The following is a 21,755-nucleotide window of genomic DNA, read 5'->3' as shown; positions in this document are numbered from 1 at the left end:
TGGTGTGCCGCGGCAGAACCGTCAGCGGCCGCAGCACCATGTCCGCCACACCATAGGGCAGCGGAACCCCGTTCCCACCGCCAGCGCCAGCGCCGGCCAGCTGCAACGTGCCGGTCTCCGCGATCGACGCCAGCCGCGCTTCGACCTCATCGGGCAGGATCAGCTCCGGGTGGAAGCCCTCCAGGCCCAGCAGGATCGCCGTCATCGTGCCGTGCCCGTGCCCCGTCGCCGCGAGCGAACCGTACAGGTCCACCCGCAGCGAGGCCACCTGCCCCAGCACGCCGGAGGACACCAGCTCCTCCGCGAACACCGCCGCAGCCCGCATCGGGCCCACAGTGTGCGAACTGGACGGTCCTATGCCGATGGAAAAAAGGTCAAAGACGCCAACAGCCATGGTCGGTTCCTAACTGGAGAGTTGTGGTCGGTTCGGGCTGGGGAGGTGGACTTGCCGAGTGTGGAGTTTTTGTCCAGATATCGGGTCCAAATGGGCCTCGAAGTCGCGATATCTGGACAAAAACTCGGGAGGGGGCAGCTACAGTTCGCCGCCGTTTGCGGCTGCGTATTCTTCTGCCGACATCAGCGGGCCCTCGTCGGTGACGGCCACCTTGAACAGCCAGCCGGCGCCGTAGGGGTCGCTGTTGATCAGTGCCGGGTCGGCGACGACGCCGTCGTTGATCTCGGTCACCTCACCGGTCACCGGCGCGTACAGGTCGGAGACGGACTTGGTGGATTCCACCTCGCCGCAGGTTTCGCCAGCCGTGACGGTGGAGCCGACCTCGGGAAGGTCAACATACACGATGTCGCCCAGGGCGTCGGCCGCGACAGCGGAAATACCGATTCCCACCGGCCCGCCCCCGTCAGCAGCAACCCATTCGTGCTCGGCGGAGTACCTCAGTTCAGCAACTACCTTGCTCATGTTTTCAGTCCTTAGAGTTCGTTTTTGGTTTCGACAGAGTCAGCCCCGACGGGCCTAACGGGAGCGTTTGTAGAACGGCAGCGCCACCACTTCGAACGGCTCGGCCTTGCCTCGCAGGTCGATGTCCAGGACCGTGCCCACCGCGGAATGCTCGACGTCGACATACGCCATCGCGATCGGGTAACCGAGAGGGTGGGGGAGGGCTGGCCGGAGGTGACCTCGCCGACCAGCATGCCGTCGTTGAGGACCGGGTAGTGTCCGCGGGCGGCGCGCCGGCCGGTGCCCTTGAGGCCCACGAGCTTTTGGCCAATGGTGGAACCGACACCGGCTGCCTTGATTGCGGCCAGTGCTTCCTTGCCCACGAAGTCGCTTTCCTTGGCGAGCGAAACCACCGGACCCAGCCCCGCCGCGTACGCGTTGACGTGGCGCGAGAGCTCGTTGCCGTAGAGCGGCATCCCGGCTTCCAGCCGGAGCGAGTCGCGGCAGGCGAGGCCGGCCGGGACCAGGCCGTGTCCTTCGCCGGCCTGGAGCAGGGCCTCCCAGAGGCCGGGCGCACGGTCGTTGGGCACGTAGATTTCGAACCCGTCCTCACCGGTGTATCCGGTGCGGGCCAGCAGCAGGTCCTGGACAGCGCCGTCCGCGGTGATGCCTACCTCGACGGCGGCGTAGTACTTCAGCTCAGTCACCAGGGAATGCTGTGCGCCAGGGACGAGCTGGAGCAGGATCGCCTCCGCATTGGGCCCCTGCACCGCGATGAGCGAGGTCTCCGATGAGACGTCCTCGACGGCAACATCGAAGTTCACTGCCCGTTCCGAGAGGGCAGCGGCAACCTTCGTTGCGTTGCCGGCATTGGGGACCACCAGGTACTTGGCTGTTGCGTCCGCCGCCGCTGGAAGGCGGTACGTGATGAGGTCGTCGATGATGCCGCCGTCTGCGTCGCAAATCAGGGAGTACTTGGCCTTGCCGACGGCGATTGCGGACAGTTTGCCGGCCAGCGCGTAGTCCAGGAAGGCGGCGGCTTCCGGGCCGGTCACCCAGACTTCCCCCATGTGGGAGAGATCGAACAGGCCGGCCGCGTTGCGGACTGCATGGTGTTCGGCGAGCTCGGATTCGTACTTGAGGGGCATCTGCCAGCCGCCGAAGTCGGTGAAGGAGGCGCCGGCGTTCTTGTGCGCGTCGTAGAGCGCGGTGTAGTTCTCAGTCATGTGAACCTTCCGGTGATCGAGCTTGTCGAGATCTAGTTTTCGAACTCGGAAATGGGAGGGCAGGAGCAGACCAGGTTCCGGTCGCCCGCGGCGCCGTCGATGCGGCCCACCGGCGGGAAGTACTTGTCCTGCCTGAGCGAGGGCAGGGGGAAAGCGGCCTGCTCGCGCGGGTAGGAACGCTCCCAGTTGGAACTGACGAAGGCGGCCGCCGTGTGGGGTGCATTGCGCAGCGGGGAGTTCTCCACGGTGAAGTCGCCGCTGGCGACCTGTTCGATTTCGGCGTGGATGGTGATCATCGCGTCAATGAACCGGTCGATCTCGGCCAGGTCCTCGGACTCGGTGGGTTCCACCATCAGCGTGCCGGCCACGGGGAACGCCAGGGTGGGCGCGTGGAAACCGAAGTCGATCAGGCGCTTGGCCACGTCCTCGGCGGTGACGCCGGTCCGGGCGGTGAGCCCGCGCAGGTCCAGGATGCACTCGTGCGCCACCAGCCCGCTGTCTCCCGTGTAGAGGACCGGGAAGAAGTCGTTCAGCCGGGACGCGACATAGTTCGCGGCGAGCAGCGCGGACTTGGTGGCCTCGGTCAGGCCAGCGCCGCCCATGAGCTTCACGTATGCCCAGGAGATGGGCAGCACGCCCGCCGAACCGAACCGCGATGCGCTGATCGCAACGCCTGTTGATCCTTCAGTGCCCGCCCCATGCGCGGCGTTGGCATCGCCCGGCATGAACGGAGCCAGATGCGCCTTCGCCGCAACGGGGCCGACGCCGGGTCCGCCGCCGCCGTGCGGGATGCAGAAGGTCTTGTGCAGGTTCAGGTGCGAGACGTCGCCGCCGAACTTGCCGGGCTGCGCCAGTCCGACGAGGGCGTTGAGGTTGGCCCCGTCGATGTAGACCTGGCCGCCGGCGGCATGGATGGCGTCGCAGACCTCGCGGACGTCGGCGTCGTACACGCCGTGCGTGGACGGGTAGGTGATCATGATGCAGGAGAGCGCATCCCGGTGCTGCTCGATCTTCGCGTACAGGTCAGCGTGGTTGATGGTGCCGTCGGCGGCGGTGGCCACGACGACCACCTTCATGCCGGCCAGCACGGCCGAGGCGGCGTTGGTGCCGTGCGCCGAGGCCGGGATCAGGCAGATGTTGCGCTGGTCATCGCCGCGGGACCGGTGGTAGCCGCGGATGGCCAGCAGGCCGGCGAGCTCGCCCTGGGAGCCGGCGTTCGGCTGGATGGACACCTGGTCGTACCCGGTGATCTCGGTCAGCTGCGCCTCGAGGTCGGCGATCAGTTCGCGCCAGCCCTCGGTCTGGGAGTCCGGGGCGAACGGGTGGATCGAGGCGAACTCCGGCCAGGAGATGGCCTCCATCTCCGCCGTCGCGTTCAGCTTCATGGTGCAGGAGCCCAGCGGGATCATGGTGCGGTCCAGCGCCAGGTCGCGGTCGGACAGCTTGCGGATGTAGCGCAGCAGCTGGGTCTCGGAGCGGTGCGTGTTGAACACCGGGTGCTGCAGGTAGTCCGAGGTGCGCAGCACGGATTCGGGGAGCTCAAACCCTGCTGCGTCCCCTACCGGACCGGCACCGAAGGCGACGGCCACAGCGGAAAGTGTCGCCGTCGTCGTCGTCTCATCAACGGAAACGCCCACCGTATCCGCGTCGATCAGTCGCAGGTTGATGCCCCGGGCCTCTGCCGCCGTGATGACCCTGGAAGCCTTGCCGGGCACGCGCACGGTGAGGGTGTCGAAGAAGGAGCCGCTGAGGAGTTCGCGGCCCGCCGTCCTGAGCGCGGTGGCGAGCACGCGGGCGTTGTTGTGGACCGTCTCGGCGATTGCCTTCAGCCCGTCGGGGCCGTGGTAGACGGCGTAGAACGAGGACACGATGGCCAGCAGTGCCTGTGCCGTGCAGATGTTGGAGGTGGCCTTCTCACGGCGGATGTGCTGCTCGCGGGTCTGCAGCGCCAGGCGGTAGGCGGGGGCGCCGGCGTTGTCCCTGGACACGCCAACGATGCGGCCCGGTAGCGTGCGTTCCATGCCGGTGCGCACTGCCATGTAGGCGGCGTGCGGACCGCCGAAGAACAGCGGCACCCCGAAGCGCTGGGCGGTCCCGACGGCGATGTCGGCGCCCTGCTCACCCGGAGGCGTGATCAGGGTCAGGGCAAGGAGATCAGCAGCTACCGTGACCAGCGCGCCGCGCTCCTTGGCGGCGGCGATGACGGCGGACTGGTCCCACACCCGGCCCGAGACGCCCGGCTGCTGGAGGACAACACCGTTGATGTCGCCGTCAGGCAGTCCCTGGGAGAGGTCCGCCACGTCCACCTCGAAGCCGAGAGCTTCGGCGCGGCCCCTGACAACGGCGATGGTCTGGGGGAGGCAGTCCGCGTCCAGGACCGTCTTGCCGTCCTTGGCTCCCGCGTTCTTGTTGGCCCTGCGCATCAGCAGCACGGCCTCGGCCACGGCGGTGGCTTCATCCAGCAGGGAAGCGTTGGCGACCGGCAGCGCGGTGAGGTCCTGGACCATGGTCTGGAAGTTCAGCAGCGCCTCAAGCCGGCCCTGCGAGATCTCCGGCTGGTACGGCGTGTACGCGGTGTACCAGGCGGGTGCCTCAAGGACGTTGCGGCGGATCACCGGGGGCGTGACGGTGTCGTAGTAGCCCTGGCCGATCATCTGCACGGCGGTCTTGTTCTTGGCGGCCAGACGGCGGAGTTCGGCCAGGACCTCCACTTCGCTCAGCGCAGCGGCGAGCAGGAGGGGGTTCTTTTGGCGGATGGACGCCGGAACGGCAGTATCAACGAGGCCGTCGACCGAGTCATAGCCGATGTTCTTGAGCATGGTGTCGATATCGGCCCGGCGCCGGGCGCCGATATGCCGGTCGGCAAAGGTTGATGGATGCGATTGAATCGTCATGAGGAACTCCAGGTCTGGCTGGCCACGAGTGGCACGGCATGGTTTGGGTTCCTCCCCGCTCTGTATTGGACCTGAGAGATTCCGCGGACATTCGCCGCTTGCACCGTCGGTGAGCCAAACAAAGTTTGGCTGCTTTCCAGAGTTGCCTAGCCGCGGCGGTACGGGGGCCTGAGAGATTCCTGGGGAGGATTTGCTCCTACGGCGCCTGCCCGGTGTTTGACTGGGAGGACTCTCCCGCCACGGTTCGAAAGGCTATGAAGATGTGGGTGATTCGGCTCACAAGTTACCGGATAATTCCGGTATGGCCAAATCGGAACCGCGCGCGGATGTCCCCGCGTTTCCTTCTGCGGCCCGGCAAAGCGGCCATCCCGGCCGCCGTTTGACATTTCTTCGTGACCGAGACCACACTGAACCGGTGACCAGCGGGTCAGGGCCGGGAAGACGGCCGCCGCCGGTTCGCACGAAGTTTTTCTCGACATAATTGAAAATGCTTACGATCTGCGGCGGGAGAGCCCTGCCGGTACGTTCAGCAGGCGCCGTAGGAGCAAACCCTCCCCAGGAAACTCTCAGGCCCACGTACCGCCGCGGCGAGGCAACTCTGGAAAGCAGGCAGGCACGCCCTGTCTCACCGACGGTGCAAGCGGAAGACCATGTCCGCGGAATCTCTCAGGTCCCATACAGAGCGGGGAGGAACCGAATCAGTGTGGCCATCCAAGGCCACTTGAACGATGGAGTTCCTAATGACGATTCATCCTCCTGCCTCCACGGCCGGTGAGGCTCCCCGCCTTGAGCGGCAGCTGAGCAACCGGCACATCCAGCTAATCGCCATCGGCGGTGCCATTGGCACGGGCCTGTTCATGGGCTCCGGCAAAACCATTTCCGCGGCCGGGCCGTCCGTGATCTTCGTGTACATGATCATCGGCTTCATGCTCTTTTTCGTCATGCGGGCCATGGGCGAACTGCTGCTGAGCAACCTGAACTATAAGTCCTTCAGCGATTTCGCCGCTGACTTGCTGGGCCCGTGGGCGGGGTTCTTCACCGGATGGACCTACTGGTTCTGCTGGGTAATCACCGGAATCGCGGACGTCATCGCCATCGCAGGATACTCCCGGGAGCTCTGGCCGGAGCTGCCCCTCTGGATCCCGGGGCTGGCCACCGTCGCCATCCTGCTGCTGCTGAACCTCACCACAGTCAAGGCATTCGGTGAAACCGAATTCTGGTTTGCCCTCATCAAAATCATCGCCATCGCCGCACTGATCGTGGTGGGCATGTTCATGATCTTCACCGGTTTCCAGAGCGACGCCGGCCAGGCCAGCTTCACCAACCTCTGGAGCCACGGCGGCTTCTTCCCCAACGAATTCATGGGTTTCGTGGCCGGTTTCCAGATTGCCGTGTTCGCCTTTGTGGGCATTGAACTGGTGGGCACCACGGCTGCCGAGGCCAAGAACCCGGAGCGGAACCTTCCCAAGGCCATCAACTCCATCCCGGTGCGGGTGCTGCTCTTCTACGTCGGTGCGCTCATCATCCTGATGTCGGTCACGCCGTGGACGCAGTTCGCCGCGGGCCACAGCCCGTTCATTGCCATGTTCTCGCTGGCCGGGCTCGGAGCCGCCGCCACGGTGGTCAACCTCGTGGTGCTCAGCTCGGCCATGTCCTCGGCCAACTCCGGGATCTACTCCACCTCACGCATGGTCTACGGCCTGGCCCAGGAAGGTGACGCGCCGGCCGCGTTCGGCAGCCTGTCCCGCCGCAAGGTCCCCAACAACGCCCTGTTCCTGTCCTGCGTGCTGCTGCTCTCCGGAGTGGTGCTCATGTACGCCGGCCAGGACGTCGGCAAGGCGTTCGACATGGTCACCACCGTTTCCGCTGTCTGCTTCGTCTTCGTCTGGTCGATCATCCTCGCCAGCTACATCGCCTTCCGGCGCCGTCGCCCTCACCTGCACACCGCCTCCAAGTTCAAGATGCCCGGCGGCATTCCCATGGTGTGGGTGGTTTTCGCCTTCTTCGCCTTTGTCCTGTGGACGCTGACCACCCAGCCCGACACCCTGACCGCACTGCTGGTCACCCCCGCCTGGTTCGTTCTCCTCGGCGCGGCCTGGCTGGTTCTGCGCCGCCGGCCCGCGCACCTGGTCCGCTACGCAGCGTTCCAGGCTGAGCTGCAGGCTGAGGAGAGCGCAGCCCGCGAGCACGCGGACCGCCGTCTCGAGGAGAAGGAAAGTGTCAAGGGATGATCGGGACCGAGGAAAAGCCGACGGCGGGGGCCGCCCAGAAGGCGGACCCGACGGCTGACCAGGCCCGCCAGGCAGGAACCGGCAGCGAGTTTGTGCTGACCTTCCATTGCCCGGATTCCCTGGGCATCGTCCAGGCGGTCGCGGACTTCCTGCTCAAGCAGGAGTGCTACATCGTTGACCTCAAGCAGTTCGGCGACCGGACCGCGGGGCACTTCTTCATGCGGGTCCACTTCGCCTCGACGGGTGACTCCGCCGCCGTCGAACAGCTACGGGACGGCTTCGCACCGCTGGCCGGGCAGTGGGGCATAGACTGGCGCCTCGAGCGCCATGACCGCAAGCAGCGGATCCTGGTGATGGTGTCCAAGTATGATCACTGCCTCAACGACCTCCTGGTCCGCGCCCGCAGCGGCGAGCTGCCGGTCGAGATAGCGGCTGTGGTGTCCAACCACCCGGACCTGGAAGGGCTCGCCGCCTGGCACGGGGTCCCGTTCCACCACATCCCCGTGACCCCCGGGAGCAAGGCCGAAGCGGAGGCCGGGCTCCTGGAACTGGTGGACGCGTATGGGGTTGAACTGGTGGTCTTGGCCCGCTACATGCAGGTGCTCAGCGATTCCGCCACCGCCCGGCTCACCGGCAGGGCCATCAACATCCACCATTCCTTCCTGCCCAGCTTCAAGGGCGCAAAGCCGTACCACCAGGCGCATGAGCGCGGAGTGAAGACGGTGGGCGCCACGGCCCACTACGTAAACTCGGAGCTTGATGAGGGGCCGATCATTGCACAGCAGGTGATCGAGGTCGATCACACGTACACGCCCGCGGACCTGGTGTCCGTGGGCAAGGATGCGGAGTGCAAGGCCCTGACGAATGCCGTGCGCTGGCACGCCGAAGGAAGAATCATCCTGTCAGGGAACCGAACGGTCATCCTCCGCTGACAAGCCTCATCCGGTGCGGGGCTGTCAGCAGCCAGCCTCGCACCGCAAGACCTATCCGGGCCGCGCACCCGTGGCCAACCAGACCTGGAGTTGCTCATGACGAACCCATTGCCTTTGCGCCTGGAGATCATCCCCACGGACGGCATCATCCCCACAGTCCAAGCCCAAGTTCCGGCCGGATCAACGCTGACCGTGACGTGCCTGCCACACCACGGGGTTGAGGCCACCGTGCGTGCCGCGGTTCAGCTTGGCGGGCTGGGCTACAACGTGATTCCCCATCTGGCCGCGCGAAGCATTGAAAGCCGCTCCCAGCTCGCGGGCATGCTCCGCGACTGCGAGGCGGCGGGGATCACGGAGGTCTTCGCGATCGGAGGCGACGCTGCGGACGCTGCCGGTCCCTATGGCAGCAGCGGCCGGCTCATGGAGGACATTGCCGACCTGACCGGCGGGACCATGGCGATGGGAGTGGCCGGATACCCGGAAGGCCATCCGAAGCACCACGAGCTGACGATGCTCGACGCGCTGCTGGAGAAGCAGCATCTGGCCTCGAACGTGGTGACCCAGATGTGCTTTTCGGCGCCTAGGATCGGTTGGTACGCCGAGCTGCTGCGCCGCGAAGGCGTCCACCTTCCCGTGTGGGCGGGCGTGGCAGGGACCGTCCCGCGCGCCAGGCTGATCTCGCTGGCCACCAAGATCGGAGTGGGACCCTCACTGAAGTTCCTGAACCGCAAGGGGCCGCTCGCCCGGAGGCTCCTGAGCGCCGGCAGCTATTCCCCCCAGTCCCTGGTAGCCGAACTGGCCGCCACGGAGCCCGCACTTGCCGGCATACACCTCTACACGTTCAACAACGTTGCATCCCAGCCCGCGATGGACTGGACCGACGGGGAAGGCGCGAAGGCCTCCTGAACCGGAGTGCTGACCTTTCCCGCGACGCGGACAACAACCGAGAAGGCGCCCGGCCACCAGGCCGGGCGTCTTCAGTTTTAAAGTTACTCGAAACATCTTGCATTGTGAGCTGTAACCCATAATATGGGAACAGCGAATGTGTCGTCCCTCACGACCGCCCCTGCTCCCAAGCCTTCAGTGCGGAAGGCCCAACGATCGGATTCCCCACATGCAAGACATCGCTGTCCTGATCAATACAGCCGTAGCGGTTCTCGCCGCCGTGCTGCTGATTGTCCGTTTCAGAGTCAACCCGGTCATCGCCCTGGTGGTCAGCTCCGTGTACCTTGGCCTCGCCGTCGGCCTCGGCGTCGAAAAGACAGTCAAGACCATCACCGCCGGATTCGGCGACATCATGGTGGACGTCGGCCTGCTCATCGCCTTCGGCGTCCTCATGGGCTCCATCCTCAACCAGAGCGGAGCCATCCGTCGCCTCGTGGAGCACCTGCTGAACACGTTCGGGCCCAAGCGGCTGCCCTACACCATGGGCCTGGCCATCGGAACGGTGCTGCAGTCCATTTTCCTTGACGTCCTGCTCGTCATCTCGGCCCCGCTGGCCCGGAAACTGGCGCCCAAAATCGGCAAACTCGGGACGGCACGCATGGCCACCGCCATGGCCATCGCCCTCGAATGTGGCATCGTCTTCACGGTTCCCGGTGTCGCATCCCTTGCCTTGGCCGGCCTCCTGAACGTGCCGCTCGGCAAGATGCTGCTGTTCGGCCTGCTGCTGGTCATCCCCACGATCATCATCTCCATTGCCATCATGACGTTCCTCTTCCGCCGCGGCTTCTGGAACGAAGCCAAGGATGAGGACCACACCTTCGTCGCCGAAGAGGACAAGGAGGGTGAAGAGGAAGAGTACGACGGCGGTGCTGGCCGCCCCGTTGCCGCCGGCAACGCCGCCGGCGGGCCGGGAACCAACGGAACCGCTGCGCAGACTGCAGGCAGCGTCGCCGTCGCCGAACGCGCACCCAGGCAGTTCCCGCTGGTCGTCCTGTTCGCGCCGCTGCTCACCTCGCTGCTCCTCATCGGAGCAGGGGCCATCCTGCAGATCCTGAAGATCGACCTGCCCTGGCTGCAGCTCCTGGGCGAACCCGTCATCGCACTGCTGATCGGCCTGATCGGCACCTGCCTCGTGACCCGCTCCGCCATCGGGCAGAAGCGCGTCGAGGAGGCCATCGCCGTCGGCTTCAAGGAGAGCGGCCAGATCCTGATCCTCACCGGCGTCGGCGGCTCCCTCGCCGCTACAGTCGCCGCAGCAGGCCTCGGCCACATCCTGGGCGGCTTCTTCTCCGCAAGCACCGTCGCCCCGCTCCTCGTGGTCTGGGCCATCGCTGCGGTGCTGCACATCGCCGTCGGGTCCGTGACCCTGTCCGCCATCACCGCCGCCGGCCTGCTCGCTCCGATCGCGCCCGTCATCGGACTGGACCCCGTGCTGCTGGCGCTGTCCGCCGGCGCCGGATCGCTGTTCATGGTCCACGTCACCAGCAATACGTTCTGGTTGCTCCAGTCGCTCCTGGGCCAGAGCGTGCGCGGTGCCCTGAAGTCGGTGACCGTCGGAGTCTCGGTGGCGTCTGTCGTCGCCATCCTCCTGATCCTGCCCATGAGCCTGCTGTTCTAATCGACCCTGAGAATCCCACGCGTTTCCGGCGTACGCCCACGAAAGAAGAAGACACCATGACACCACCACGCATCGCGCCCCTGGAAGGCATCCGCGTCCTGGAACTAGGAAACTACATCGCTGCGCCAACGGCCGGCCGGCTCCTCGCCGACTTCGGCGCCGAGGTCATCAAGGTGGAGCGGCCTGGAACCGGCGACGAGCTGCGCAACTGGCGCCTACACAAGGGCGACACCTCCATGCTGTACCGGACCATCAACCGCAACAAGAAGTCCGTGGTGCTGGACCTGCGGACCGAGGCCGGCAAGCAGGCGGTTCTGCAGCTCGCCGCGAAGTCGGACATCCTGCTGGAAAACTTCCGCCCGGGCACGCTGGAGAAATGGGGCCTCGGCCCGGAGGTCCTCAATGAGGCCAACCCGGACCTCATCATCACGCGGATCTCCGCCTTCGGGCAGACCGGCCCGCTGTCCGAGCGTCCGGGGTTTGCCGCGGTCGCCGAAGCGTACGGCGGGTTCCGTAACCTCGTCGGTGACCCCGACCGTCCGCCCGTGCGGGTCGGCGTCTCCATCGGGGACTCCATCGCCGGACTCTACGCCGCGTTTGGCTCCATGATGAGCCTGTACCAGCGCGAAGCGCGCCGCGGGAATGCAGCCGGCGCGCTGGGACACGTGCCGCTAACAGAGCGCGTGATCGACGTGGCGCTCAGTGAGGCCATGTTCTCCATGATGGAATCCCTGATCCCCGACTACCAGGCGTACGGCGTGGACCGGCAGCGCGTGGGCGGCCGGATGGAAGGGATAGCGCCGTCAAACGCCTACCTCTGCCGGGACGGGGCCAGCATCGTGGTGGCCGGCAACGGGGACTCCATTTACCAGCGGTACATGCAGACCATCGGCCGCCCCGACCTGGCCGAGGACCCTGCGCTGCAGAGCAACGCCGGCCGGTGGTCCCGGCGCGAGGAACTGGACCAGGCCATCGGCGCCTGGACCGCGGAACTGGATGCCGCCGACGCCCTGGCGGCCCTCGACGCTGCCGGTGTCCCGGCCGGGCCCATCTACACGGCGGCGGACATCAGCACCGACAGCCAGTACGCGGCCCGGAACATGGTCCAGAAATTCGACGTCTCCACCGGCGAGGAGGTCCTGCCCGGCGTCGGGTTCCCGGGGATTGTTCCGGTGATCGGCGGCGAATCGCTCCCCATCCGTAACCTCGGCCCGGACCTCGGCGAAAACACGGCAGAAATCCTCGCCGGGCTCCTCGGCATGGACCCGGCAGAAATCAGTGCGGCAACGGGCCGCGAGGAGGCACTCCAGGCATGAACCAGCACCATACATCAGCCCCTGACCTCGCCTCGACACTGGGCAACACCATCCTGCGGGACGTGACCCTGCGCGACGGGCTGCAGCTCACAGGGAAAGTCCTGTCCACCGAACGGAAGCTGGAGACGGTCCGGGAACTGCTCCGCCTGGGCGTCCCGGCCATCGAGCTGGGCTCGATGGCCCGCCCGGACCTCGTCCCCACCATGGCCAACACCTTGGAAGTGGTCCAGAACCTCACCCCGGCGGAGCTGGAAAAGTGCTGGATCTGGGTGGCCACCCCCGGCCACGTGGCCAAGGCCGCGGCCGCCGGCGCGCGCAACTTCCAGTACTGCCTCTCGGCGTCGGACTCGCACAACAAGGCGAACATCGGGCGCACCACGGAGGAGAGCCTGGCCGCGCTGCCCCAGGCAGTGGAGTACGCGCGGGAGGTCAACGGGCAGATCCAGCTGTGCATCGCAACGTCCTTCACCTGCCCGTTCGAGGGGACCGTGCCCGAGGAGCGGGTCCTGGCGATCGCCAACGACCCCCGCGCGGAGGGAACCATGGACATCGTCCTCTGCGACACCCTGGGCCAAGCCATCCCCGCCCAGGTGGCCGGTCTCATTGAACGCGTCCGTGCCGAATCCCCGGCACGCCGGATCGTCTACCACGGCCACGACACCTGGGGCCTTGGCGTGGCCAACACCCTCGCCGCGATCCAGGCAGGGGCCGCCATGGTGGACGGCGCGCTCGGCGGCCTTGGCGGCTGCCCCTTCGCCCCGGGCGCCAGCGGCAACACCTCCAGTGAAGACATCCTGTTCGCCACCCGGCCCGGCTGGGTGACTCCGGAAACTTTCGCGGACCTCGTTGTCCTGTCCGAGAAGCTGCTCGCCGAACTCGGCGAACCCAACCGCTCCAAGGCGGCGCAGGGCGCGAGGTCCAAAGCCCCGGCGTTCGGCTGGGTCATCCCGTCGGACAGCCCGGAAGCACCCTGCGCGACGGGAGGCAAGTAGGAATGGGCAGCAGTTTTCTGGTCACCACCGCGATCCCGGACCCCGGGATGCAGGTGCTGTCCGACGCCGGCGCGGTCACCGTGCTGCCGTCGCCTCCCGACTATGGGACGCTGGCGGCGCTGTGCGCCTCGGGCGAGTACGACGTCGTCCTCACCCAGCTCCGGGACGTCGTCGACGCCCCGTTGCTGGCCAGTGCCCGGGTGAAGGGTGTGTCCAACTTTGCGGTCGGCTACAACAACATCGACGTGGACGCCGCCACCCGCCACGGCATCCTGGTGGGCAACACCCCCGGGGTGCTGACGGACGCGACGGCGGACATCGCCATGCTGCTCATCCTCGGCACCGCCCGCCGCGTGGTGGAAGCGGACCGGCTGGTCCGCGACGGGAAATTCCACGGCTGGGAACCCGAGCTGTTGCTGGGCCGCGACGTTTCCGGCGCCGTGCTGGGCCTGGCCGGGTTTGGCCGGATCGCCCGCGCCACCGCCCGCCGTGCCCTGGGCTTCGGGATGGAAGTCCTCTTCGCGCCGCGGCCTCCGGGGCACCGGCCGGTCAGCGACGAGGAGCTGGGCGAGTTTGCGGGGAAGGTCCGGCAGGTCTCCTGGGATGAGCTGGTGGAACGCAGCGACTTCCTGTCCCTGCACGTGCCGCTCAACAACCAGACCCGGCACCTGGTGGACCGGGCAGTGCTCGAGCGGATGAAACGCGATGCCATCCTGATCAATACTGCTCGCGGGCCGGTGGTGGACGAAGCGGCGCTGGTCGAAGCGCTCCGGGACCGGGTCATCGCCGGTGCGGGGCTGGACGTGTTCGAGGACGAGCCGCGGCTCGCGCCCGGCCTTGCCGAACTGCCCAACACCGTGCTGCTGCCGCACGTGGGCAGCGCCACCGTCCCGGTCCGCAGCGAGATGGCCCGGCTCAGCGCGCTGAACGCCGTCGCGATCGCAGAGGGACGCACCCCGCCGCACGCCGTCAACACCCTCGCCGGCGCATGACCGTCCTGGTCGCCCCGGACAGCTTCAAGGGGACGTACCCGGCGGCGGAAGTGGCGGCGGCCATCGCCGCCGGCATCCGCGATGCAGGTGGGACGGCGGCAGAGCTGCCCGTTGCCGATGGCGGGGAGGGGACATTCGACGCGCTGTGCACCAGCCTGCAGGCGTCGGCTGTTTCTGTGCCGCGCAGAACCCCTGGGGTGAGCCGCTCGCGGCGACCATCGGGCTGTCAGCCGACGGAACCGCCGTCGTCGAGCTTGCCCAGGCCAGCGGCCTGACGGTGCCGAGCCGCGGACCGCGTGATGCGGTGTCGGCCAGCACCTACGGCACGGGCATGATGGTTTCCGCCGCGGTGGACGCCGGCGCCACGCACATCATGGTGGCAGCGGGCGGCTCCGCCACAACCGACGGGGGAGCCGGTGCCGTCCAGGCCATTAACGACGCCGGCGGCCTCCGGGGTGCCCGGATCACCGTGCTCTCCGATGTCACCTCGACCTTCCTGGATGCGCCGCGGATTTTCGGGCCGCAGAAGGGCGCCGGCCCCGCCGAGATCGGGGTGTTGGAACAGCGGCTCAGGCAACTGGCGGATTCGTATCCCCGCAACCCCGCCGGCGTGCCGCGCACCGGGGCGGCGGGTGGACTGTCCGGCGGACTGTGGGCGAACTTCGGCGCCGAGCTGGTGTCGGGGGCGGACGCCGTCCTGGACGCCGCGCAGTTCGACCTGCACTTGGGTGCCGCGGACGCCGTCGTGGTGGGTGAGGGGCGGCTCGATTCCCAGACCGGGGAAGGCAAGATCATCTCGGCCATCCTGGAACGGGTGCTCAGTTCGGGACGGACCATACCGGTGGTGGCCATCGTGGGGTCCGTCGCTGCGGACCTCGGTGCGTATGCCGGGAACTTCAGCGAAATACTCGTGGCCTCCGATATCGACGCCATGTACGCGGCGGGGAGGTCGGTGGCAGGGTACACGGCGGCGCGTTCGTAGCCCTTCCGTTTGCCTGATCCCCGGCGGGCTTTCACGGGGTTTTCCCGCTTTCCGGCCGGGGCGCTACGCCTCGCCGGGAAACCTGCCACCGATCAGCCGGGTCATGTGTTCGGCCGCTGCCAGCAGCGGCTCCACCCAGGCCTCGCAGGTCTCCAGGGGCATGCGCAGGGTGGGTCCGCTGATGGTCACCGCGCCCACCAGCCCAACCGCGGAGTCGAAAACCGGTGCAGAAAGCCCGGACGCGCCGTCTTCGCGCTCACCCACCGTGATGGCAAAACCGTCCGTCCGGGTCTGCTTAACCACGCTTACCAGGTCCTCGGAGCTCGTAATCGTGGACTCGGTGATCGGCTCCAGCGGATCCTTGAGGACGGCGTCCATCAGCTCGGGATCCCACGCCAGCAGGACGCGGCCCGCGGAGCCTGCGTAGAGCGGAAGCACCTTGCCAAGATGCATCTCCCGGCGCAGCGCATGCCGGGTCTCCGCCATGGCGACGCACACACGGTAGTGCTGCTCGGCCTTAAAGAAGCAGGCGGTTTCACCGGTGGTGTCCCGCAGGGTCTTGAGCAGGGGGCTGAGAACGTCGATGACTTCCATGCCCCGCGTGGCCGGAGCCGCCCAGTAGGCCATCCGCATGCCAATGCGGTAGGCGTCCTCCTCGCGGTCCAGGAAGCCCTGGGACGTGAGGTTGGTGACCAGCCGCTGGACGGTGGACGTGGGCATCCCGGTGTACTCCCGGATGTCGCTCAGCGAGAGCACCGGCCGGGAGAGCGAGAAGGCATCCAGGATCGAGGTGATCTTCCCGAGGACGAGCAGGGGGTTGCTGCTGGATTTCGCTGAAGCATCGGCTGCCGACATAGGACTCACGCTAGACGGTGGCTCCATCCCGGTCCAATTCCCCCGCCAATCCCACCCGCCCAATCCAGCCCGGCCCTCTGCAGGTAAATTGAACAGGTGACCCTGACGTTGAAAAAGGCCGTCGCTCCCGACGGGGCCGAGCTTGCCTGGGCTGAGGAGGGCCAGGGCGAACCGCTGCTGCTGGTGGCGGGCCAGGCCACGGGAATGGTCGGCTGGGATCCCGTGGTGCCCGGCCTGGCCCGCTCGTTCCGCGTCATCCACTTCTGCCCGAGGACCGGGGCGTGACCCTTCCGCCACCGCTGCCCTGGTCAGTGGTGACCCCGCGCGGATGGCGCCCTTGTTCTTCAGCCCGGCCTGGGCCCGGGACAACCCGGCCGCTGTTGCCGCGTTTTTCAGAGTCCGGGCCTCTGGCGCGGTGAAAAGCCGGCATTTCAGGGCCAGCCGGCTGCACGACGCCTGGGACGTTCTTGCCTCAATTCAAGCCCCCGCCCTGATCATCCACGGCAGTGAAGACGCCCTCGCGCCTGTTGCCAACGCCGTCATGATGGCGGAGCGGATTCCGAAAGCGCAGCTGATCCAAGTGGACGGCGGCCGGCACGGACTCCACCTCGAAGATTCACGGGTCCAGACGTGGGTCGAGGACTTCCTGTCACTGGCGGTCCCCGCCGGCGCCGCGCACTGAACTGCGGTTTGCCACCACCGGGAGCACTTCATCGGGTGCTTCCGGCCGGACGGCTGACGCCGGTTCCACTAGAGGAGCTGATCACCGAGGGTCAGCTGGAGCCGGGTGGTGTCTGTGGTGTCCTGCCGGGCCGGCGTCGCCAGCCCGAGGTTCTCCCGCAGCGTGGATCCGGCGTACTCGGTCGGGTAGACGCCGCGTTCCTGCAACGCCGGGACGAGGTGGTTGACGATGTCGTCCAGGCCGGTGGGGATCAGCCACGGCGAGATGTTGAAGCCGTCCACGGCGCCCGTGCGGGCGTACTCCGCCAGCCGGTCCGCCACCTCGGTGTAGGAACCCGTGAAGCTGGAGTCCCCGCGGCTGGTCCGGGCCGAGACGAACTGCCGGATGCTCAGGCCCTTGTCCTTGGCTTCGGCGCGCCATTGGTCCGCCAGCTGCTTGGCCTTGGCGCCGTGGAAGCCGCTGCCGCGGGTTTCGGAGGTCTCCTCCACCACGGGGTCGATGTCCGGCAGCGGGCCGTCCGGATCGAAGCCCTGAAGCTCGCGGCCCCAGAACTGCTCGAGGTAGGCGATGGCCTGCTCGGGGCCGATCTGCAGGCTCCGCACCCAGTCCTTCTTCTCGAGCGCTTCCTGCGGGGTGGCGGCGAGGATGAACTCGCTCGCGGGCATGATTTTGACATCGTTCGCGCCGCGGCCCGCCTTGACCGTGCGCTCGACGATGTCGCGGCGGAAGTCGAGGGCGTCGTCGAGCCGCGGGTGGGCGGAGAAGATGACGTCGGCCTGCCGGGCAGCGAAGTTGCGTCCCTCGGGCGAGTCGCCGGCCTGGAACAGCACCGGCCGGTACTGGGCGCTGCGCGGCAGCCGCGGCACGTAGTCCACAGTGTAGTGCTTGCCCTCCTGGTGCACAGGACGGGCCGAACCGGGCGCGGCCCAGGCGGAGGCGGAGGCCGTTTCGGCGATGGCGCCGTCCTCCCAGGAGTCCCAGATCCGCTTGGCCGTGGTGACGAACGCCTCGGCGTGGACGTACCGGTCGGCGTGGTCCAGGTAGCCCCCACGGCGGAAGTTCGCGCCGGTCCAGGCGTTGTCCGTGGTGACCACGTTCCAGGCCGCACGGCCGCCGGAGAGCAAGTCCAGGCTGGACAGCCGGTGCGCCAGGTCAGCGGGGTCGTTGTAGGTGGTGTTCTGCGTGGCCACCAGCCCGATCCGGGTGGTCACAGAGGCCAGGGCGGCCAGCATGGTCTGCGCGTCCGGCCGGCCAACGACGTCCAGCGCGTGCGGGCGGCCGAGGTGCTCGCGGAGCCGCAGCCCCTCGCCGAGGAAGAACGCGGCGAACAGGCCCCGCTCGGCGGTCTGCGCGATGCGGCGGAAGGACTCGAAATCCGTCTGCGATCCGGAGTCCGGCGACTTCCAGACGGTGCCCGAGTTCACGCCCTGGAAGAAGACGCCGAGCTGCAGCTGGCCGGAGGGGACGAAGCCGTTGCCGATGTGTGTGTCTGTCATGGGTCTCTCCCTAGTTGTGGGCCGCGGGGGGCTCGGATACAGCGGCATACCGGCTGGCCGGCCGCTGCAGGCCCAGCAGGTTCCGGAAGGTGGAACCCGGCTGCTGCGGGGCGAGCACGCCCCGGCGCCGGAGGGCAGGCAGCACCAGCTGGGCCAGCTCCTCCAGGTCCACATCGAGGACCGCGGGGTGGAGGCGTACTCCATCGGCAGTCTCCAAAACGGAGGCCAGCAGTTCGGTGAGCTCCGCGGCGGTGCCGACGAAACGGGCGCGGCTGCTCTGCCAGGGAGTGTGCGCGTCCAGCTCGGCGAGGCGCCCGGCGGCGCTTTGCCCGCGGGCGTCAAGGACGACGTCGAGCTCGGCGATGACAGCGGCCGCGGGAGCAGCTGCCCGGACCTCGGCGATCTCGCCGCCCAGCAGCTCGGGCGTGGGTGCGGAGACCAGGACTGCGTTTGCCGCCCCGGCGGACAGCTGGTCCGCGCTCAGCAGGCCGGCCGGTGCCAGGACCGGCAGCTGTCCCTGCAGCGGACGGGGAATGATGGACGGGCCCTTGACGGAGTAGCCGGCGCCGGCAGTGCCCTCGTAATCAGCAGCGCTGTGGAAGTTAACACTGCTGATGAAGTCAATGTAGTGCAGCTTGTCGGCGTCGATGTACCGGCCGGTGGCGACGTCGCGGATCACGGCGCCGTCCTCCCAGGAGTCCCAGAGCCGGCGGCTGACCTCGATGGAATCGGCGGCCTCCCGGCCAAGCCCGTCAGCAGAGACGAAAGAGCGACCGACGGCGGCAGCGTCAGCCGCCCGGTCCGAGGCGGCCACCAGCCAGCCGGCGCGGCCGCCGGATACGTAATCCAGGCTGGCCAGCTGCGTGGAGATGTGGAACGGCTCGGTGTAGACGGTGTCCACTTCGGGGACGAGCACGATCGAGCCCGTGACAGGCCCGGCAAAGGCTGCGCGCTGGAGCGCGTTCAGCCGGCCCGGGATGCCGCGGCCGTCCGGGGAGTCGTCCGCAGGGGCCAGCGATCCGTCCGCGAACGTGGCCACGTGGAATCCGGCCGATTCGGCGGCGAGCACCGTGGCGCGGACGCGGGTTCCGTCCAGCAGTTCAACGGGAGTGTGCCGGGCTTTGCGCCAGGCGGCGGGGTGCCCGCCGTCGCCGTCCAGTTCCAGGGCGAGGAAGCCCTGCCCGATGGCGGCGGGTGCGGAGGGGTTGGCTGCAGTGCTCACTTTCCGGCCTGCCTTTCGTGGGGGTTCTGTTCGCCCGCTTCGATGGCCACCGTCAGGCGGTTTTCTGCCGGCTGCAGCGGGCAGGTGGCGAGGTCGGTGTAGGCGCACGGGAGGTTCACCGCGCGGTTGAAGTCCAGGGTCACGCGGCCCTCGGCGTCCGGTGCGCCCACCGTGAGCGAGCGGTTCGCCGAGTACGTGGTCTTGCCGGACGTCGCGTCCGTGAACAGCACGGACAGGGTGCCCGGCGTGTGGCCGTTGAAGGCCGTGAGCGTGAGGTCCTGACCGTCCACCTCGAACCGGATCTCGCCGGGTGCCTCGTACACGTGCACGATGCCCTCCACTGCGGCGCCCACCGTGGTGGGACGGGGTGACTCGAACGGCACGTACACGCCCTCGACGGCGAAGCGCGGGTCCGGCGCATAGGCCGGCGTGCCGCGGTACGCGTTGAGCAGGGCGTTTTCCGGATGCCGGGGGCGGACGATGTATTCCCCGCCGCGCTTGGCGAGTTCGACGACGGCGGGACCCGCCGTGAGGCTGATGCCCTCACGCTCGGCGATCGGATCGAAGAGGACGGTGGTGCTTCCGTCCTGACCTGCGCCGCCGGCCAGCTCCCGGCCGTTCCGGAGCAGGCTTTCGCCGGCCTCCAAAACGACAGTGACGGCGTCGTCCTGCACGCTCCAGATGCCCGGAACGCCGTCGAGGCGCGTGGGTTCCGCGCCCAGCCAGTGCAGGTGGGTGACGGCGAGGAAGCCGTGGGGATCGGCGCGGCGGCGCTCATGCGCGGCATGCCACTGCTCCCATTCGGCGGCGAAGGCCGCGCCCCGGTGATCGAGCGTGTCGGAATCCGGTTCAGTGTGCGCAGACGTGGGCATCATGGCTCCTGTGGTTGTCGTGGTCGGTGCTGACGGCGGAGGCGGCGTCCGGTTCGGTGGCCCCCGCGGAACCGGGGCGGCCGCCAAAGGGATCCGGTGACTCCCAGAGGGTGGTGGGGGCCGAAGCCCGCACGGCCGGGACCACCTCAAGCGCGAACCGCTCCAGGATGTCCAGCTGCTGCTCGAAGGGCAGAGTGGTGGGCAGCGAGATGGACTGCAGGTCGTGCCCGTACAGCTCGTGATAGCTGAGGATCTTGTCGATCACCTGTTCCGGGCTGCCCACGAGCGCCGGCCCCTCCGCCACCGTGTGGTCGATGAGTACCTTGTAGTTTTCCCGCGGCTGGATGGCGTTCGCGGTGAACAGCGGGTCGCCCCAGCGGGCAGCCAGCGCTGCGGATGTCAGCGTTTTAGCAGACCCGTGCCAAATCCTGGGGGAACCCGAGTAGGGGCGGGGCGTGGTGGTGGTCTTCAGCCGGTCCGCGGTGGAGACAATCTCCCCGGTGACCGGATTCTTCAGGTGCGGAATGATGTCCAGCCCCTGGAACTTCATTTCGCAGCCCCCGTCTGGGTTGTCCCGGCCTGGGTGCCCGCGAAGTTTGCCTCGGTCACGGTCTTGGATTCCGGCAGGGCTTCCTCGGACAGTCCCCAGCGGTCCAGCACCTTGGCGTAGGAGCCGTCCTTGATGGCGGAGTTCAGTGCCTCGGTGATCACCGGCGCAAGGCCGTTGCCCTTGAGCGTGGTGGCGGCCACCAGGGTCTCGGACGGCCAGCCGGCGTTGACCTTGCCGACAATCTTGAGGTCGTCGCGGGTGTTTTCCCGGTAGACGGTCGAGGGGTAGGGGGCGATGTTCAGGTCGGTCCGGCCGGAGGACAGCGCCAGGATGGTGTCGGCGTCGGACGAGTAGTACTGCAGGCTGGCGGGCTCCTTGCCCTTGGCCTCAAGCTCCTTGTTCCAGGCCAGCAGGATCTTCTCCTGGTTGGTGCCCGACCCCACGGAAACCTTCAGGCCGGAGATGTCGTCCGCGCCCTGGATGTTGTAGGACGAGGACTTCTTGGCCTCGAAGCCCATGTACGCAGCCCGGTAGCTGGCGAAGTCGAACAGCTTCACCCGGTCCTTGTTGATGCCCACGTTGGAGAACACGGCCTCGAAGTCACCGGACTGTGTTTTCAGTGGCCAGTTCTCCCAGGACGTGACCTGGATGTCGAGCTCCAGGCCCAGCTTGTCAGCCACCAGCTGGGCGATGTCCAGCTCGGAACCGATGGGCGTCTTGTCGTCCGTGGCGTGGAAGGACAGCGGGATGGAAGCGGCGGTGGTGGCCACCGAGAGCTTGCCGTCCTTGCCGATCAGCGCCGGCACCTTGACGGCCAGCGCGGCGTCCTTTTCGGCGCGGATCCGCTGCTGGTCCGGTGAGGTGTTGTAGACGACGCCGTTGCGGGCCGCCGTCGTCGCCGCACCTGATGCGGTACCGGCTGAACCGCCGGACGCGGCGGCGCCGGGATCGGAGCAGGCGGACAGGGCCGCGGTGCCCAGCAGCGCGCCGGCAAGAACGACGGCGGGCAGCGCACCGTTGCGGCGCTGTCTGGAGAAGAGTGCCATGGGAGTTCC

General features: G+C 67.7%; 17 protein-coding genes, 3 pseudogenes and 2 riboswitches. Of the genes and pseudogenes, 10 read left to right on the top strand and 10 right to left on the bottom strand.

The genetic code is table 11. From position 1 onward, the window contains the following. The 4 genes and pseudogenes from AC5RWD_RS17160 to gcvP form a co-directional block, all read right to left on the bottom strand. Positions 1-394: serine dehydratase beta chain (locus AC5RWD_RS17160; protein ID WP_494021169.1), on the bottom strand; the 394-nt coding region annotated here is incomplete at its 3' end. A 138-nt stretch (positions 395-532) separates the two neighbouring features. Further along, positions 533-916, bottom strand: coding sequence for a glycine cleavage system protein GcvH (gene gcvH / locus AC5RWD_RS17155; protein WP_494021168.1), 384 nt, complete (start codon positions 914-916; stop codon positions 533-535). Positions 917-970: 54 nt separating this feature from the next. Then, positions 971-2,121: pseudogene (gene gcvT, locus AC5RWD_RS17150) on the bottom strand (glycine cleavage system aminomethyltransferase GcvT). Positions 2,122-2,153: 32 nt separating this feature from the next. Beyond that, the gene (gcvP, locus tag AC5RWD_RS17145) at positions 2,154-5,015 is read right to left on the bottom strand and encodes an aminomethyl-transferring glycine dehydrogenase (RefSeq protein WP_494021167.1); all 2,862 of its coding nucleotides are present in this window, start codon (positions 5,013-5,015) and stop codon (positions 2,154-2,156) included. 146 nt (positions 5,016-5,161) lie between these two features. Beyond that, positions 5,162-5,262: riboswitch (glycine riboswitch) on the bottom strand. A 247-nt stretch (positions 5,263-5,509) separates the two neighbouring features. Beyond that, positions 5,510-5,607: riboswitch (glycine riboswitch) on the top strand. Between the two features lie 148 nt (positions 5,608-5,755). Here gcvP and cycA point away from each other — a divergent pair. From cycA to AC5RWD_RS17105, 8 genes and pseudogenes are all read left to right on the top strand, one after another. Continuing rightward, positions 5,756-7,246 (top strand): D-serine/D-alanine/glycine transporter, encoded by a 1,491-nt coding sequence (gene cycA, locus AC5RWD_RS17140; protein WP_494021166.1) that lies wholly within the window; start codon positions 5,756-5,758, stop codon positions 7,244-7,246. Beyond that, a complete protein-coding gene (purU, locus tag AC5RWD_RS17135) occupies positions 7,243-8,178 on the top strand; it encodes a formyltetrahydrofolate deformylase (protein WP_494021165.1) in 936 nt (311 codons plus the stop codon). The genes cycA and purU overlap by 4 nt, the downstream gene beginning before the upstream one ends. Positions 8,179-8,274: 96 nt before the next feature. Further along, positions 8,275-9,084, top strand: a complete 810-nt coding sequence (locus AC5RWD_RS17130; RefSeq protein WP_494021164.1) for a methylenetetrahydrofolate reductase — start codon at positions 8,275-8,277, stop codon at positions 9,082-9,084. 208 nt (positions 9,085-9,292) lie between these two features. Next, on the top strand, positions 9,293-10,741 hold the full coding sequence (locus AC5RWD_RS17125; RefSeq protein ID WP_494021163.1) for a GntP family permease: 1,449 nt from the start codon (positions 9,293-9,295) through the stop codon (positions 10,739-10,741). A gap of 56 nt (positions 10,742-10,797) precedes the next feature. Beyond that, positions 10,798-12,057, top strand: coding sequence for a CaiB/BaiF CoA transferase family protein (locus tag AC5RWD_RS17120; RefSeq protein WP_494021162.1), 1,260 nt, complete (start codon positions 10,798-10,800; stop codon positions 12,055-12,057). Beyond that, positions 12,054-13,049 carry a hydroxymethylglutaryl-CoA lyase-like TIM-barrel protein gene (locus tag AC5RWD_RS17115; RefSeq protein WP_494021161.1) on the top strand — a complete coding sequence of 332 codons (996 nt, stop codon included), beginning with the start codon at positions 12,054-12,056 and terminating at the stop codon, positions 13,047-13,049. The genes AC5RWD_RS17120 and AC5RWD_RS17115 overlap by 4 nt, the downstream gene beginning before the upstream one ends. 2 nt (positions 13,050-13,051) lie before the next feature. After that, positions 13,052-14,041 carry a 2-hydroxyacid dehydrogenase gene (locus tag AC5RWD_RS17110; protein WP_494021160.1) on the top strand — a complete coding sequence of 330 codons (990 nt, stop codon included), beginning with the start codon at positions 13,052-13,054 and terminating at the stop codon, positions 14,039-14,041. Further along, a pseudogene (locus tag AC5RWD_RS17105) lies at positions 14,038-15,023 on the top strand (glycerate kinase). The gene AC5RWD_RS17110 and the pseudogene AC5RWD_RS17105 overlap by 4 nt, the downstream one beginning before the upstream one ends. A gap of 63 nt (positions 15,024-15,086) precedes the next feature. On the opposite strand, the gene AC5RWD_RS17100 reads toward AC5RWD_RS17105, so the two are convergent. Further along, positions 15,087-15,878, bottom strand: coding sequence for an IclR family transcriptional regulator (locus AC5RWD_RS17100; protein ID WP_494021159.1), 792 nt, complete (start codon positions 15,876-15,878; stop codon positions 15,087-15,089). A gap of 96 nt (positions 15,879-15,974) precedes the next feature. Here AC5RWD_RS17100 and AC5RWD_RS17095 point away from each other — a divergent pair, with 96 nt between their 5' ends. Then, on the top strand, positions 15,975-16,163 hold the full coding sequence (locus AC5RWD_RS17095; RefSeq protein ID WP_494021158.1) for an alpha/beta fold hydrolase: 189 nt from the start codon (positions 15,975-15,977) through the stop codon (positions 16,161-16,163). Between the two features lie 43 nt (positions 16,164-16,206). Then, entirely contained in the window at positions 16,207-16,560 is a 354-nt protein-coding gene (locus AC5RWD_RS17090) for an alpha/beta fold hydrolase (protein WP_494021157.1), read from the top strand. A gap of 68 nt (positions 16,561-16,628) precedes the next feature. Here AC5RWD_RS17090 and AC5RWD_RS17085 read toward each other — a convergent pair whose 3' ends face one another. From AC5RWD_RS17085 to AC5RWD_RS17065, 5 genes and pseudogenes are all read right to left on the bottom strand, one after another. After that, a complete protein-coding gene (locus tag AC5RWD_RS17085; RefSeq protein ID WP_494021156.1) occupies positions 16,629-18,056 on the bottom strand; it encodes an NtaA/DmoA family FMN-dependent monooxygenase in 1,428 nt (475 codons plus the stop codon). A 10-nt stretch (positions 18,057-18,066) separates the two neighbouring features. Then, positions 18,067-19,278: an LLM class flavin-dependent oxidoreductase gene (locus AC5RWD_RS17080; protein WP_494021155.1), complete on the bottom strand. Its 1,212-nt coding sequence runs from the start codon at positions 19,276-19,278 to the stop codon at positions 18,067-18,069. Further along, positions 19,275-20,150 (bottom strand): DUF1684 domain-containing protein, encoded by an 876-nt coding sequence (locus AC5RWD_RS17075; protein ID WP_494021172.1) that lies wholly within the window; start codon positions 20,148-20,150, stop codon positions 19,275-19,277. Before AC5RWD_RS17075 ends, AC5RWD_RS17080 begins: the two co-directional genes overlap by 4 nt. After that, positions 20,128-20,616: pseudogene (locus tag AC5RWD_RS17070) on the bottom strand (LLM class flavin-dependent oxidoreductase); the annotation flags it as partial. The pseudogene AC5RWD_RS17070 and the gene AC5RWD_RS17075, both read right to left, overlap by 23 nt. Before the next feature lie 80 nt (positions 20,617-20,696). Continuing rightward, positions 20,697-21,746, bottom strand: coding sequence for an ABC transporter substrate-binding protein (locus AC5RWD_RS17065; protein ID WP_494021154.1), 1,050 nt, complete (start codon positions 21,744-21,746; stop codon positions 20,697-20,699). Positions 21,747-21,755: the final 9 nt, after the last annotated feature.

The organism is Arthrobacter sp. CMU6, from assembly GCF_059090205.1.
The sequence above is the reverse complement of the archived record's forward strand: the minus strand, read 5'-3'. Positions and strand labels throughout refer to the sequence as shown.

What these genes read in the sequence shown, in the direction of transcription:
- AC5RWD_RS17110 (WP_494021160.1), top strand. Translation starts at nt 13,052, where the DNA reads ATGGGCAGCAGTTTTCTGGTCACCACCGCGATCCCGGACCCCGGGATG.
- AC5RWD_RS17125 (WP_494021163.1), top strand. Translation starts at nt 9,293, where the DNA reads ATGCAAGACATCGCTGTCCTGATCAATACAGCCGTAGCGGTTCTCGCC.
- AC5RWD_RS17075 (WP_494021172.1), bottom strand. Translation starts at nt 20,150, where the DNA reads ATGCCCACGTCTGCGCACACTGAACCGGATTCCGACACGCTCGATCAC.
- AC5RWD_RS17085 (WP_494021156.1), bottom strand. Translation starts at nt 18,056, where the DNA reads ATGACAGACACACACATCGGCAACGGCTTCGTCCCCTCCGGCCAGCTG.
- purU (WP_494021165.1), top strand. Translation starts at nt 7,243, where the DNA reads ATGATCGGGACCGAGGAAAAGCCGACGGCGGGGGCCGCCCAGAAGGCG.
- AC5RWD_RS17120 (WP_494021162.1), top strand. Translation starts at nt 10,798, where the DNA reads ATGACACCACCACGCATCGCGCCCCTGGAAGGCATCCGCGTCCTGGAA.
- cycA (WP_494021166.1), top strand. Translation starts at nt 5,756, where the DNA reads ATGACGATTCATCCTCCTGCCTCCACGGCCGGTGAGGCTCCCCGCCTT.
- AC5RWD_RS17130 (WP_494021164.1), top strand. Translation starts at nt 8,275, where the DNA reads ATGACGAACCCATTGCCTTTGCGCCTGGAGATCATCCCCACGGACGGC.
- AC5RWD_RS17115 (WP_494021161.1), top strand. Translation starts at nt 12,054, where the DNA reads ATGAACCAGCACCATACATCAGCCCCTGACCTCGCCTCGACACTGGGC.
- gcvP (WP_494021167.1), bottom strand. Translation starts at nt 5,015, where the DNA reads ATGACGATTCAATCGCATCCATCAACCTTTGCCGACCGGCATATCGGC.
- AC5RWD_RS17065 (WP_494021154.1), bottom strand. Translation starts at nt 21,746, where the DNA reads ATGGCACTCTTCTCCAGACAGCGCCGCAACGGTGCGCTGCCCGCCGTC.
- AC5RWD_RS17090 (WP_494021157.1), top strand. Translation starts at nt 16,207, where the DNA reads ATGGCGCCCTTGTTCTTCAGCCCGGCCTGGGCCCGGGACAACCCGGCC.
- AC5RWD_RS17100 (WP_494021159.1), bottom strand. Translation starts at nt 15,878, where the DNA reads ATGTCGGCAGCCGATGCTTCAGCGAAATCCAGCAGCAACCCCCTGCTC.
- gcvH (WP_494021168.1), bottom strand. Translation starts at nt 916, where the DNA reads ATGAGCAAGGTAGTTGCTGAACTGAGGTACTCCGCCGAGCACGAATGG.